The 13804-nt window shown below is 35.7% G+C and carries 9 protein-coding genes; 1 reads left to right on the plus strand and 8 read right to left on the minus strand.

Annotation, left to right across the window (positions count from 1 at the left end):
- Positions 1–7: 7 nt before the first annotated feature.
- Complete coding sequence (locus IRZ99_RS07255) at positions 8–856, plus strand: outer membrane beta-barrel protein (protein WP_194656630.1); 849 nt, start codon at positions 8–10, stop codon at positions 854–856.
- A 153-nt stretch (positions 857–1009) separates the two neighbouring features.
- Here the strand turns inward: IRZ99_RS07255 and IRZ99_RS07260 are convergent, their stop codons facing one another.
- The 8 genes from IRZ99_RS07260 to IRZ99_RS07295 all read right to left on the minus strand — a co-directional run bounded on the left by IRZ99_RS07260 (position 1010) and on the right by IRZ99_RS07295 (position 13566).
- Positions 1010–2641 carry a beta-N-acetylhexosaminidase gene (locus IRZ99_RS07260; protein WP_194656631.1) on the minus strand — a complete coding sequence of 544 codons (1632 nt, stop codon included), beginning with the start codon at positions 2639–2641 and terminating at the stop codon, positions 1010–1012.
- A 249-nt stretch (positions 2642–2890) separates the two neighbouring features.
- Positions 2891–3745: a fumarylacetoacetate hydrolase family protein gene (locus IRZ99_RS07265; RefSeq protein WP_194656632.1), complete on the minus strand. Its 855-nt coding sequence runs from the start codon at positions 3743–3745 to the stop codon at positions 2891–2893.
- 194 nt (positions 3746–3939) lie between these two features.
- Complete coding sequence (locus IRZ99_RS07270; RefSeq protein ID WP_194656633.1) at positions 3940–4704, minus strand: SDR family NAD(P)-dependent oxidoreductase; 765 nt, start codon at positions 4702–4704, stop codon at positions 3940–3942.
- 24 nt (positions 4705–4728) lie between these two features.
- Complete coding sequence (locus IRZ99_RS07275) at positions 4729–6348, minus strand: UxaA family hydrolase (protein ID WP_228519042.1); 1620 nt, start codon at positions 6346–6348, stop codon at positions 4729–4731.
- Positions 6349–6400: 52 nt separating this feature from the next.
- Entirely contained in the window at positions 6401–7690 is a 1290-nt protein-coding gene (gene fucP / locus IRZ99_RS07280; RefSeq protein ID WP_194656635.1) for an L-fucose:H+ symporter permease, read from the minus strand.
- A gap of 124 nt (positions 7691–7814) precedes the next feature.
- A complete protein-coding gene (locus IRZ99_RS07285; protein WP_194656636.1) occupies positions 7815–8720 on the minus strand; it encodes a metallophosphoesterase in 906 nt (301 codons plus the stop codon).
- 322 nt (positions 8721–9042) lie between these two features.
- Positions 9043–11301, minus strand: coding sequence for a GH92 family glycosyl hydrolase (locus tag IRZ99_RS07290; RefSeq protein WP_194656637.1), 2259 nt, complete (start codon positions 11299–11301; stop codon positions 9043–9045).
- Positions 11302–11409: 108 nt separating this feature from the next.
- Positions 11410–13566: a glycoside hydrolase family 3 N-terminal domain-containing protein gene (locus IRZ99_RS07295; protein ID WP_194656638.1), complete on the minus strand. Its 2157-nt coding sequence runs from the start codon at positions 13564–13566 to the stop codon at positions 11410–11412.
- Positions 13567–13804 lie beyond the last annotated feature (238 nt).

The following is a 13804-nucleotide window of genomic DNA, read 5'->3' on the forward strand; positions in this document are numbered from 1 at the left end:
CTTTAAGATGAAAAAAAATATAAGCAAGTCTATAAAATCATTGGCAACGGTAGCGCTTTTAGTTATATACCTGAATAGTTATGGTCAGGATAAAAAACAAGAAATATCCATATCCTTAGGTGGTCCATTTTCATATTTAGATTATTCCGCAGCCGGTGAATTAGTTGACGGTAATGGATTTAGTGCAGGACTTCGTTATTCTTACTATCTAAATGAAACTATCAGCATTGGTATAGGTGTAGAATATCAAACCTATCGATCCGATTCAAAATCGTCTTTTCTCTCAGGCCAATATATGACTACAGATGCTGAGAATGAAGCTTTTCAGTTTCGATATAAAGCTACCAATTTAAGAGAAGAACAAAACTTAGGATATATTAATATTCCAATTGGTATTCAATATGAAACTCCGGGAACATCACAATTATATCTTGCCGGTGGATTTAAAATTGGATTTGCAGCAAACGGAAAATACGAAACAAAAATTGAAAATCTAACTACAAGCGGCTACTATCCGCAGTATAATGTTGAATTATTCGCTCCCTCATTTGCTGGTTTTGCAAATACAGATAATATCAAAACAAATAAACAGGATCTTGATACTGATGTATCCTATTCGGCTACTTTTGAAACGGGTCTAAAACAAAAGATCGGATCAAAAAGTTCCCTTTACATTGGTGCTTATTTAGATTATGGATTAAATAATATCTATGATAAAAAGGTAGGAAAAAATTTGATTCAATATAATCCGGAACTACCGGTACAGTTAGGTTATAATTCTATACTTGATTCATCACTTTCCTCCGACGTGATATTGATTTCTTATGGTATCAAATTAAGATATGCTTTGCATTAATTAAAAGATAAACATTGCATCAACTTAAATTCTTTTAGATTTCAATCAAAAAAAACGAGGAACATAAGTTCCTCGTTTTTTATACCATTTTTTCTACTTACTGATGACTCTTTACTCTTTACTCTTTACTCTTTACTCTTTACTCTTTACTCTTTACTCTTTAAAATAATTAGCTCCCCAAATAGTATATCGTTTTTTCATGGTTTCAATTTTGGTTTGAAATTCAGTCCAGTTTTTATTTTCTTTTGGAGACCACAAAACTTCACTCAAGGCACTCAAACGAGGAAATATCATATACTCTACTTTAGCCGGATTGGCCATATATTCTGTCCAAACATTTCCCTGAGCCCCTAAAACATATTTTGCCTGTTGTTCGTTTAATTCTTTCGGAATTGGCTCATAAGCATATACTGTTTCTATTGGTAAATAGCCGCCAATAGTGACTTCTTTTTCATTTTTGGTTTGCGAATGATCTAAATAAACGTGGCTTCCAGGTGTCATAATAACCTTATGATTTTCTTTTGCAGCTGCAATTCCGCCTTCCTCTCCTCTCCAGCTCATTACTATCGCGTTGGGAGCAAGACCACCTTCTAATATTTCATCCCAGCCAATTAAAGTTCTTCCCTTTCCATTGATGTATTTTTCCATACGCTGAATAAAGTAACTCTGGAGACCGTGCTCATCCTTTAACCCTTTTTCTTTTATTAATTGCTGACAAAATTCGCTTCTTTTCCAGGCATCTTTAGGAGCTTCATCACCCCCAACATGAATGTATTTAGAAGGAAATAAAACTATTACTTCATCAATAACATCCTGCAAAAACTTAAAGGTATATTCACTTGGAACATAAACATCCGAATGAACTCCCCAGGTTTCCTGAACAATTTTATTTCTTCCGTTTGCCATTTCCTGTTTACTTTTAGCTGAAATCATATTATCAGGAAGTTGCGTTTTCTCATCAGGGAAACAACTTAACTCGGGATAAGCTGCAATTGCAGCACTACCATGTCCTGGCATTTCAATTTCCGGAATTACCGTAATAAATCGGTCTGAAGCATATTTAACAATATCTTTTACTTCTTCCTGCGTATAAAAACCACCTTCTGGTGTATTATCACTTCCTTTACCAGGATAACTTCCAATAATACTTCCATTTCTTTTAGAACCTATTTCAGTAAGCTTAGGGTATTTTTTGATTTCGATTCTCCATCCCTGATCTTCTGTAAGATGCCAATGAAAATAATTCATTTTGTGCAACGCCAGATAATCAATATATTTCTTTACAAATGCAACCGGAAAATAGTGACGTCCAACATCCAGCATTGCTCCTCTGTATTCAAAACGAGGTTCGTCTTTCACTTCTACTGCTGCAATGGCAAGACTTTTACTTTTTTCAACAGGCAGTAATTGAATAAGGGTTTGCATTCCGTAGAAAGTTCCTACGGCAGCATTTCCTGTAATTTCAACACCATTTTTATCTGATTTAAAAGTATAGCCTTCACTTTTAAGCCCTTTAATATTCTTCTGACTTGTTAATTTGATGTAATTTGTATTTGCTTTTTTTGCAATAGGCAATACGAAACCATAATAATTAGATAAATAACCATTCAGAAAAGCTGCTGTAGCATTATCTTCTTTATTGGTAACAACCAAACTTGTTTGTGAAGTAATCACAAAATTTCCGGTATTCCTCACAACCTTTACAGGCTGCGGAATGATATTTACTTCCTGTGCAAACGACAATGTCGTGCACAAAAGAAGCGAAAAGAAAAATGACTTAACCATGTTTATTATTTAATTAAATTATTATTAAAACTAAAAAACCGTCGTGTGTACGATAACACCTTAAATACAATTTACAATAAATTACTTAATAAATTGAAACATAGATTTTTGACTAAAAATAAAAAGAAATCCATTTCTTGTACAAAATTAGCTTTGCGTATTTTAAACAAGTGAAATGCCTTTTCTGAAAGTTTAAAAACCTATGTTTCTATGTGACACAATTAATTTCACCCAACGGGTTATATTAATCTATTTTGTATAGGCTATTGCAGTTTGTTTACTAGAACCCAAACCTTCAATTCCTAATTCTACAACATCACCTGCTTTAAGATAAATTGGTTCTGGCTTAATTCCCAAACCAACTCCCGGAGGTGTTCCTGTGCTGATGATATCGCCAGGAAGTAAAGTCATAAACTGACTTAAATAATGTAGTAAAAATGGAATCTTGAAAACTAAATTTAACGTGTTACTGTCTTGGAATTTTTTACCGTTTACAGTCAGCCACATTGATAAATTATCAACATCTTTTATTTCCTCTTTTGTAGCCAAAAAGGGTCCAAGAGGTGCAAATGTATCACTTCCTTTTCCTTTTGCCCATTGTCCGCCACGCTCGATTTGGAATGCTCTTTCACTGTAATCGTTTAACAAAGCATAACCTGCAACATAATCCAAAGCTTCCGCTTCTTCTACATAACTTGCTTTTTTGCCCACTATAAATGCTAACTCTACTTCCCAGTCAGTTTTTTCACTATTCTTCGGAATGATTAAATTGTCATTTGGTCCGCACAAAGAAGTAGTCGATTTAAAAAAGATGATAGGTTCCGCTGGAATTGGTGCTCCTGTTTCTTTACAATGATCTACATAATTCAGTCCAATACAGATTATTTTTGAAGGTCTCGCCACCGGAGATCCTAAACGTACATTTACATCCACTTCTGGTAAAGTCGGATTACTATCTAATGCTTTCTGCAGTTTCTCTAAACCATTTTCTTCAAAAAAACTTTCGTTAAAATCTGTTACAATTGACGAAACATCATATCTCTTTTCACCAATTAAAACTCCTGGTTTTTCTTTTCCTATTTCTCCAAAACGTATTAATTTCATTTTTTTTCTTTTTAAGGTACTGAGGTGCTAAGGTTCTGAGGTGCTAAGGTTTTTTTCTCAGCATCTTCGTACCTTAGTACCTCTTTTAAATTATTTATTTTTCTTTTTTTAAGGTTCTAAGGAAGTAAGGTTCTGAGGTTCTAAGTCTAAAAAAACCTTAGAATCTTAGCATCTCAGAACCTTAGCCCCTTTTCTCAGTTATTTAACTTAATAAATCCTCCGTCGATTGGGTAATCACTACCTGTGATAAATCCGGCTTCGTCGCTGCATAGGTATAAAGCTAAGGCTGCGATTTCGTCTGGTTTTCCCATTCTTCCTATTGGTTGTGACTGAGATAATTTTTCGAACATTTCTTCTTCTCTACCAGCGTAGTTTTTCGAAATAAAACCATCTACAAAAGGCGTGTGAACCCGTGCAGGTGAAATAGAATTACAACGAATATTTTCTTTTATATAATCTTTTGCTACAGATAGAGTCATGGCCATAACAGCTCCTTTCGCAGCTGAATATGCAAATCGATCCGGAATTCCAACCCAGGCAGCAATTGAGGCCATATTTACAATAACACCACCATTTGAAAGTCTCAATTGTGGAATCGCAGCAAATAAACAGTTGTAAACTCCTTTTACATTCACATCCATAACACGATCAAAATCAGCTGCCGGAGTAGTATCAACTTTTCCAACATGCGCGATTCCGGCGTTATTGATCAAAATATTGATATTCCCAATTTTTTCGAATGTTGCTAAAACTTCTTCCTGATTGGCCACATTACAGGCATGCGAAAATACTTTTCCGCCAATTGCCTGTATTTCTTCAACAGCCGTTTTAGCGCTTTCTTCTGTTAATTCAATAATATGAACTTCAGCGCCTTGTTTTGCAAATAAAACCGAAATGGCTTTCCCAATTCCGCTACCGCCTCCAGTAACAACCGCTTTTTTATTTTGTAATGAAAACATGTATTTTTATTTTAAATTTTATAATTATAGTGAAACTCCTCGTTTCCACGGAATAAAATCATCCTGGTTTAATAAAACTGCCTTTGGAATAATTTCCCCACTTGCTGCTTTAATACAATATTCCAAAATATCTTCTCCCATTTCTTCAATAGACTTTTCTCCGCTAATAATCGGACCACAATCGATATCAATAATATCGCTCATTTTTTTGGCTAAAATAGAATTTGTAGCCACTTTAATAACCGGACAAACCGGATTACCTGTTGGAGTTCCTAATCCTGTTGTAAACAATATTAAGGTTGCTCCTGATGCCGCTTTACCAGTTGTAGCTTCAACATCATTTCCTGGTGTACAAACCAAACTTAAACCTGCTTTTGTTGCCGGTTCTGTATAATCTAAAACATCAACTACTGGTGCTGTCCCTCCTTTTTTAGCTGCTCCTGCACTTTTTATAGCATCAGTTATTAAGCCATCTTTGATATTTCCCGGGGATGGATTCATATGAAATCCCGAACCCACTTTATGTGCCAATGCATCGTAAGACTGCATTAAATCGATGAATTTTTTAGCAACCGGTTCTGATATACAGCGATCAATTAGATTCTGTTCTACTCCGCATAATTCAGGGAATTCAGCCAGTAATACTTTACCACCCAAAGCTACTAATAAATCGGAAGTATAACCTACAGCCGGATTAGCAGAAACGCCGCTAAAACCATCACTTCCTCCGCATTTAACCCCTAAACATAATTCGCTTAATGGAGCCGGAACTCTTTCCTGTTTGTTTATTTCAATTAATCCTTCAAAGGTCTTTTTAATGGCATCCGCAATCAATTGTTCTTCACTTTTTGACTGTTGTTGCTCAAAAATAAAGATAGGTTTATCAAAAGCAGGATTTTGTTTTTTTACATCATTTGTAAAATCCTGTACTTGCAAGTGTTGACATCCCAAACTCAAAACTGTTATTCCCGCCACATTTGGATGATTGGCATACGAAGCCAGTAAAGCACTCAATGTAGAAGCGTCCTGACGTGTACCACCGCAACCTCCCTGATGGTTTAAGAATTTGATTCCATCTACATTTTTGAAAACCTTATGCTCATTATGATCCGGGGCTAGTTGTACATCAATTGCATCCAGGCTTTCTCCTTTTTTATAAGCCTCAAGTAAATGATGGGTATACTGCGTGTATTTATCACTTACTGAATAACCTAACTCATTATGCAAGGCTTCGCGTATTACATCGAGATTTCTGTTTTCACAAAATACTGTTGGAACAAATAACCAGTAATTAGCAGTTCCAAAACGGCCGTCATTTCTTTTATATCCATTAAAAGTTCTGTCTTTATACTTGGAAACATCTGGTGCCTGCCATGTAAAATCAACATCACGATACTGATACGGTTCTGCAGCATGTTTAAGATTTTCTGTTGTCATTAGACTTCCTTTTGCAACATCATTCTGCACTTTACCAACCAAAACACCATACATGATGATCTCAGCTCCTGCTTTCAAATCAGTAGTATAAAATTTATGTTTTGCCTTAATAGTGTCCTGCAGATTGTACGTTTCATTTTCAAAAGCAACACTTTCTCCTTTTCCCAGATCAGTTAAAGCCACCAACACATTATCTTGTGGGTGCATTTTTACTACTAATCTTTTAACTCCGTTTTCTAACATATTATATAAATAGAATTTATGCTTTATTTGTTTTATGTCCATTAAAGGCGAACAATAGTATTACTGAAAAACAGATCAGCGGAACTATATAACCATTCTGAATACTTCCTGTAACATCTGAAATATATCCTAAAACCGGAGGTAATAAAGCTCCTCCAACTATTGACATTACGATCAATGAAGATCCTATTTTTGTATTATGTCCGAGTCCGTCAATTCCCATTGAAAAAATCGTAGGGAACATGATGCTCATGAAAAATGCAATCGCTATTAAAGTATACACCACTAACATTCCCGTTCCGACTATCGCCACTACCGACAATAACATCGTGATAATCGAATAAATAATCAATAATTTTCTTGGCTGAATATATTGCATGAAGAATGTTCCGGCGAAACGACCTAGCATAAATGCCAGACCATAAAAACCTAAATATTTGGCAGCTATATCTTCATTTAAACCAGCCGAAGTGGTAGCCATTTTGATGAAAAAACTCCCCACACAAACCTGTGCTCCCACATAAAAGAACTGCGCTAAAATTCCCCATCTTAATCGCATTGATTTTAAGGCTCCGGCAAAACTAGCTCCCTCAATTCCTTCTTTATCTTCGTCCTTTACATCGGGCATATTGGTAAAATAGAAAACTACGGCTACTGATAAAATGATCAGTCCTAATATTAAATAAGGCATTTTTACACTTGCCGCTTCTTCTAAAATATGCGCGTGTAATGCAGCAGGCGACATGGCATCTAACTCAATCTTAGTTAAGTTTTTACCCGACAGAATCATTGGTCCAATATAAGCTGGTGCAATAAAAGCAGCCAATCCGTTGAACGATTGTGAAAAATTCAATCTTTTAGTAGCGCTTTCAGATGGCCCTAAGATGGTTACATAAGGATTCGCTGCTGTTTCTAAAAACGTAAGTCCACAAGCGATAACAAACAAAGCCCCTAAGAAATAAATGTATTGCAGTGAATTAGCAGCTGGTACAAATAAAATAGAGCCAATACCAAACAGAACCAATCCGATCATGATACCCGATTTATAACCGTATTTTCTCATGATATAACCTGCTGGCAAAGCCATAACAAAATAGGCTATAAAAACAGAAGAATCGATTAAAGAAGATTCTAAGTCTGTAAGATTAAATGCTTTTCTTAGATGCGGAATAAGTATCGGATCTAAGTTGTGTACAAATCCCCAGAAAAAGAACAAGCTGGTTACCAATATAAAAGGAAAAAGCCATTTTTTATTCTCTTTAGAACTAACATCCTTTTCAATATCTACCTGAGTTATTAATGCCATATGTTTTTTATTAAATTTATACATTTTTAGAAATATAAAAATATAATACCTGCAGTATAATTATTAATTCAATTTTACCCTTGTTTAATTAGGAATTACCTTTTTTTCTAAAAAGTGATTGCATTTAAAAAGAATGAGGAAAATATTGATTTTTAACCGAACCGTCTTCAAACAAATCGATTATGGCATAACCGGGTGGCGTTTGCTTATAAAAACTCTTTCCGGCTGAATCTTTATCACCTGGCTCCCACCAAAAACCACTCAAAGCACCATTGCAGTAATAGTGAACATTATTGTAAACCGCTTCATCCAGTAAATGAATATGTCCGCTAATACAAGTGATTTTTTTGTCTTTATGTTTATAGAAAAGATCGCTGATGTATATAGAATCGGTGTGGTTTCCTCCATCGACATGGGTGCATACGGCAAGAATAGGATAATGACTCATACAAACAACCGGTGTCCCAACAGCAATAGCTTGCAAGTCTTTTTCTAACCATAAACGTTGTTTCTCGTCTAAAGAACCACCACCATTATTACTGTCCAATATTATAAAATGCCATCCTTTTTTATCAAAACTATAGTAACGATTTGGAATTCCAAGTTGCTTTACAACATGCTCTTTTCCGTACATTGAATCTTGTTTATCGGGAGCAGCCCACCACATATCATGATTTCCAAGACAGCTGTGCATTTCAAAATCACTAATTTCTTTAGTAGTTTCGCTCCAAACTTTCCATAATTCGTTTACTCTCTCTCTTGTAATATTATCATAATCTGCAGCATAGATAGAATCTCCTCCATTCAGAAAAAAATCGACTTTGTGTTTCTTGATTTCCTCTAAACATTGTTTAAATCGCTCCGGTGCATTTTCTTCTGGTCGGATATGCACATCAGTAATATGTGCAATACGCAGCACTCTTTTCGATTTAGGATTTTTCTCAGCAGCCGAAAGTATGGATGCCGAACCACTCAATGCAACTGTCCCTGCTGTTAAACCAATATATTTTAATAATTCTCTTCTTTTCATTTTCTATCTGATAATTAATTCAAGTTACTGTTTTACAAAATTGTTTGCCTGAAAATTTGAATTACTCTATAAGTATAGTCCCTATGGGACAAATAATCTGCTTCTAACTGTTTGTTACCAATATTTAATCTCTACGAGATATAATCCTTTAGGATTTAAATATTGGTAACAAAAAGAGAACCGCCGGATAAAAATATCCCGTAGGGATTATACCTAATCTTTTTTTGAGTTTGCAGATTCCTGAATTATTAAACTAGCAACTTGAATTAATTAAGCAATTATTTTTTTACTACTTAAAATGAGTAGTGTTCAATAGAAAGATTTATTCGGCAGAATAAGGTCTGTCTTTAACTGCAACACCCCAGGTTTTAGAAGGCTTTTCACCCATAGTAAAAATCAATTCTCCTCCCTTCATGATGTCCGAATGAAGCAGATAACTTTTTGTATATGCTTTTCCGTTCAGGGTTGCTTTTTGAATGTAGATGTTTTTTGGACTGTTGTTTAAAGCTTTTATCGTAAAACTTTTTCCATCAGATAAATTCAATACCGACTCATCCATGCTTGGACTGCCGATAACATAAATCCCATTGAAAGGATTAACAGAATACATTCCCAAAGTACTCCAAACATACCAGGCCGACATTTGGCCGACATCTTCGTTTCCGCACAATCCGTCTGGTTTATCGCTGTATAAATTATCAACGATATAGCGTACTTTCTCCGCTGTTTTCCAAGGTTGTCCTACGAAATTATAGAGATAGGTAATATGATGACTTGGCTCGTTTCCGTGTGCATATTGCCCAATCAAACCCGTAATATCGCTTGACGCTTCAGCACCCATATCTCCTTTCACCACAAACAAATTATCCAGTTTTTTTGCAAAAGGCTTTTCTCCTCCTAACATTGCGATCAGTCCTTCAACATCATGAGGTACTAACCAGGTATATTGCCACGCATTTCCCTCAGCAAAATCATCTTTCATGTGTGCCGATTTAAACGGATCAAAAGGTGTTCTCCATTGCGTATCGCTTACTTTACCACGCACAAAAGTGGTCGAAGCATCATAATATTTTTTATAGGCTTTTGAGCGGTTATAGAAATAATTGTAATCTTCGGTTTTACCCATTTTTTTAGCCATCATGGCAATTGCTCCGTCAGAGATAGCATATTCCATTCCGATAGCTACTGATTCTCTCAAACTATCTGCCGGAATATAACCAATTTTTTTCACGAAGTTCAATCCGCGATCATCCTGCATAGCGGTTGCTTTTATCGCTTCAAAAGCTAACTCTGCGTTAATACCTTTTATACCTTTTAAATAAGCGTCAACCACAATCTGAATGGCACTGTTTCCCGGCATACAATAGGTTTCATTCCCCATCAAATGCCAAACCGGAAGATGGCCTGTTTCCTGATAAATTGCCAACATTGAATTGATTATATCCGAAACTTTTTCCGTCTGTGTTAAAGTAAACAAAGGGTTTGCTCCTCTGTATGTATCCCACAAAGAAAAAGTCGTCAAATTTGTAAATCCTGCAGCCTTATGAACCTGTTTGTCTGAGCCGTAATAATCGCCGTTACTGTCATTGTAAGTAGACGGGGCAATCATCGTGTGATATAAAGCGGTGTAGAATGTTTTCAATTTGGCTTCATCATTCGATTTTACCGAAATTTTATTCAACTCTTTGTTCCATTTTTCATCAGCCTGAGCTGCTGTTTTTTCAAAGTCCCAACCTGAAATTTCTTTTTTAATGTTCATTAAAGCATTCTCAGTACTCACTGCCGAGATTACAACTTTAATTTTAATTACTTCATCTTTTGAAGTTGAAAATTGAAGTACGGCTTTGGCACTGTCACCCAAAACCACTTTGTTTATCATCTCTTTTGTACTGTTGTACAACTGAATTTTTTTTGCCGGTTTTGACAAAATTGCTGCGAAATAAATGCGTTGGTCATTTGCCCAGCCTTTTGAGAAACGATAGCCTTCAATCAAAGTATCATTTTTTACATGGATGTACGTATCAACCGCTTTATCCCAGCCAATTCCTTCGACTAAATCTAAAATGATATGCGATTTATCTGAAGCCGGAAAAGTATATTTTTGAAAACCCACTCTTTCAGAAGCCGTCATTTCAGCTTTGATTCCATTTTTCTTCAAAATAACCGAATAATAACCTGGTTTAGCCACTTCATCTTTATGATCAAAACCGGAGATATAGCCATTTTCCATGTCTTTAGCAGTCCCTTTCTTAAGGTTGATTTTACCAACTGCAGGCATAAAAAGAAAATCACCAAGATCACCAATTCCCGTTCCGCTTAAATGCGTGTGCGAAAATCCGATAATCGTTGGATCAGAATAATGGTACCCCGAACACCAATCCCAACCTTGTGAAATATTAACCGGCCCCAACTGAACCGCCCCAAAAGGCACATTCGCCCCCATAAAAACATGTCCGTGAAATCCCGTTCCAATAAAAGGATCTACATATTGCGTCAAATTTTGCTTAGAAACCTGACTGTGCAATTGCAGCGTACAAACCCCTAAAATTGCAAAAAATGCTGATTTAAATTTTCTTTTCATTTTTCTTCTGTTATTATATAAAGAGCAAAGCGATAAAAATCTTGCCTCTTGCCTCTTTCTTCTTTCTTCTATTCTCTATTTTCTATTCTCTATTCTCTATTCTCTATTTCAAAATTTCAAAATTTCAAAACCCGTTTTCAACATCATATCTCTCGAATTCGAACCGATTTTCACTTTATATTGTCCTTCGTAAATTTTAAACTGTTTTTTAGTATCATCCCACTTTTGAAGTTCTGACAATGGAATTTCCAACGTAATTGTTTTAGAATTTCCTTTAGCAATAGATACTCTTTTAAAAGCCTTTAATTCTTTTAATGGCATTCTGTCTATATTTGGATATTCAATATAAACCTGAGCTACTTCATCAGCATCATAATCTCCAGTATTTTCAATTTTTATTTGCATTGAAATTTTATCAGAAGACGTTTTGGTGTTTTCCGGTTTCTGAACCCAATTGTACCCAAAAGTGGTGTAGCTTAATCCAAAACCAAAAGGATATTGTACTTCTTTATCGAAATAACGATAAGTTCTGCCGGCCATCGCATAGCTGTTATAATCAGGTAAATCGCTAAAAGATTTATAAAAACTAATTGGTAAATGTCCTGATGGAGATACTTTTCCGAAAAGAAGATTTGCCAAAGCTGTTCCACCCTGTTCTCCCGGATACCAGGCAAAAACAATCGCATCAACATAAGGTTCAATTGCTGAAATATCAACAGCACTTCCTCCGGTGATTACCGCTATAAGAGGAGTTTTAGTTCCTTTTCGCAGTGCTTTAATATAGGCAATATGCGAAGCTGGCAAATCCATATTTTTTCTATCCCCTTTTCCGTCAGCCAAAAAAGCATCCCCTTCTTCGCCTTCATAAACCGGTGTAAAACCAATTACGGCAATCGTTGCATCAGCCATAGAAGCTGCCCAAACTCCACCAAAATTGGTTGTATCCGTAAAATCACAACCCATATCGTACTCTATACGAGTGTCAGGATCAACTGCGCCGGCAATTCCTTCAACAAAATTTACAGCTTTATCTGTAATTCCGTGATAATTCCCTAACAAAGCATCCAAAGAACCTGCATTTGGCCCTACTACCATCAGCGATTTGTAATTCTCTTTTTTCAGAGGCAGTAACTTTGTTTTCTTCTCACCTACTTCTCCATTTTTCAACAAAACCATACTTTGCTCGGCCATTTTTCGGCTAAGATTTCTGTGGTAAGAATTTGCTATACTGTCAATACCATATTTTCGATACCGATTATCTTCCGGTTTGTCATAAAACCCAAGTTTGAACTGGGTGCGTAAAGTTGGAGCCAACGCATTATCAATATCTTTAGTGGTAATTAATTTTTGGTTTAAGGCATTGATAGCATCTTTTTGCAACAACCCGCTGCAATCCATATTTACGCCTCTTTTTATGGCTTCAGCAGCAACAACTACACTGTTTGGTAATGTTTTGTGTCCTTCGTAAATATCCTGTAATGCCCAACAATCGGTTACTACATGTCCGCCGAATTTCCATTCTTTTCTTAGAATATCCTGAAGTAATGTTTTTCCGGTGCAGCAAGGTTCAGAATTCACTCTATTGTACGCACACATTACGGTTTCAACCTTTGCATCAACCAATTTTTTGAAAGCGTACAAATACGTTTCTCTTAAATCTTTTTCATCTACAATTACATCAATAGAATGTCTGGTTTTCTCAGGCCCGCTATGTACGGCAAAATGTTTAGCACAAGCCGCTGTTTTCATGTATTTTGGATCTGTTCCCTGCAAACCTTTGATGTAAGCTGTTCCCATTTTTCCGGTAAGAAAAGGATCTTCACCATAGGTTTCCTGTCCTCTTCCCCAACGTGGATCCCTGAAAATATTTATGTTTGGTGACCAAAAATTCAGTCCCATATATTGCAAACGACGGTCTTTGGCTACAGCCATATTATTCTTCGCTCTTGCTTCGGTTGAAATTGCGTTTGCCACTTCATTCAACAACTCATCATTAAAAGAAGCCGCCATTCCAATAGCTTGCGGAAAAACAGTCGCTTTTCCTGCTCTCGCTACGCCGTGTAAAGATTCGTTCCACCAATTGTATTGTGGAATATCTAATCTTTTTATCGCTTTGCTTTCAAATCCCAACAAAGAAATTTTCTCCTCCGTAGTCAATTGTTTCAGTAAATCTTCAACTCTTTTGTCGACGGGTAAATTCTGATTTTTATAAGCAACCGTTTTTTGCTGGCCCTGCATTATTCCAGCAGAAAAACAAAAAATCATTATAAACTTGTAGCTTCTTAAACAATTCATTTTCATATATAATTATATTAAAACTAAAAAATAGGATGCTTTAAAAACAAATTTTTTCCTGACAAGCCAAAAATCATTCTTGCCTATTTGCTGCCAAATTTGTATTATTTTTAGAAATTTAAAGATATAATTACTTCTGTTTATATAATAGGTCGATATTATCTTTATTTAATTATTATTTGCCCTTCTACTAAAGAAAAAAAAGAGA

It is taken from the genome of Flavobacterium sp. LC2016-12 (assembly GCF_015351595.1).
In the GTDB taxonomy this organism is placed as follows: domain Bacteria; phylum Bacteroidota; class Bacteroidia; order Flavobacteriales; family Flavobacteriaceae; genus Flavobacterium.

Excerpts from the sequence above, each read along its gene's own strand:
- IRZ99_RS07255 (WP_194656630.1), top strand. The coding sequence starts at position 8 with ATGAAAAAAAATATAAGCAAGTCTATAAAATCATTGGCAACGGTAGCG.
- IRZ99_RS07260 (WP_194656631.1), bottom strand. The coding sequence starts at position 2,641 with ATGGTTAAGTCATTTTTCTTTTCGCTTCTTTTGTGCACGACATTGTCG.
- IRZ99_RS07265 (WP_194656632.1), bottom strand. The coding sequence starts at position 3,745 with ATGAAATTAATACGTTTTGGAGAAATAGGAAAAGAAAAACCAGGAGTT.
- IRZ99_RS07270 (WP_194656633.1), bottom strand. The coding sequence starts at position 4,704 with ATGTTTTCATTACAAAATAAAAAAGCGGTTGTTACTGGAGGCGGTAGC.
- IRZ99_RS07275 (WP_228519042.1), bottom strand. The coding sequence starts at position 6,348 with ATGCACCCACAAGATAATGTGTTGGTGGCTTTAACTGATCTGGGAAAA.
- fucP (WP_194656635.1), bottom strand. The coding sequence starts at position 7,690 with ATGGCATTAATAACTCAGGTAGATATTGAAAAGGATGTTAGTTCTAAA.
- IRZ99_RS07285 (WP_194656636.1), bottom strand. The coding sequence starts at position 8,720 with ATGAAAAGAAGAGAATTATTAAAATATATTGGTTTAACAGCAGGGACA.
- IRZ99_RS07290 (WP_194656637.1), bottom strand. The coding sequence starts at position 11,301 with ATGAAAAGAAAATTTAAATCAGCATTTTTTGCAATTTTAGGGGTTTGT.
- IRZ99_RS07295 (WP_194656638.1), bottom strand. The coding sequence starts at position 13,566 with ATGATTTTTTGTTTTTCTGCTGGAATAATGCAGGGCCAGCAAAAAACG.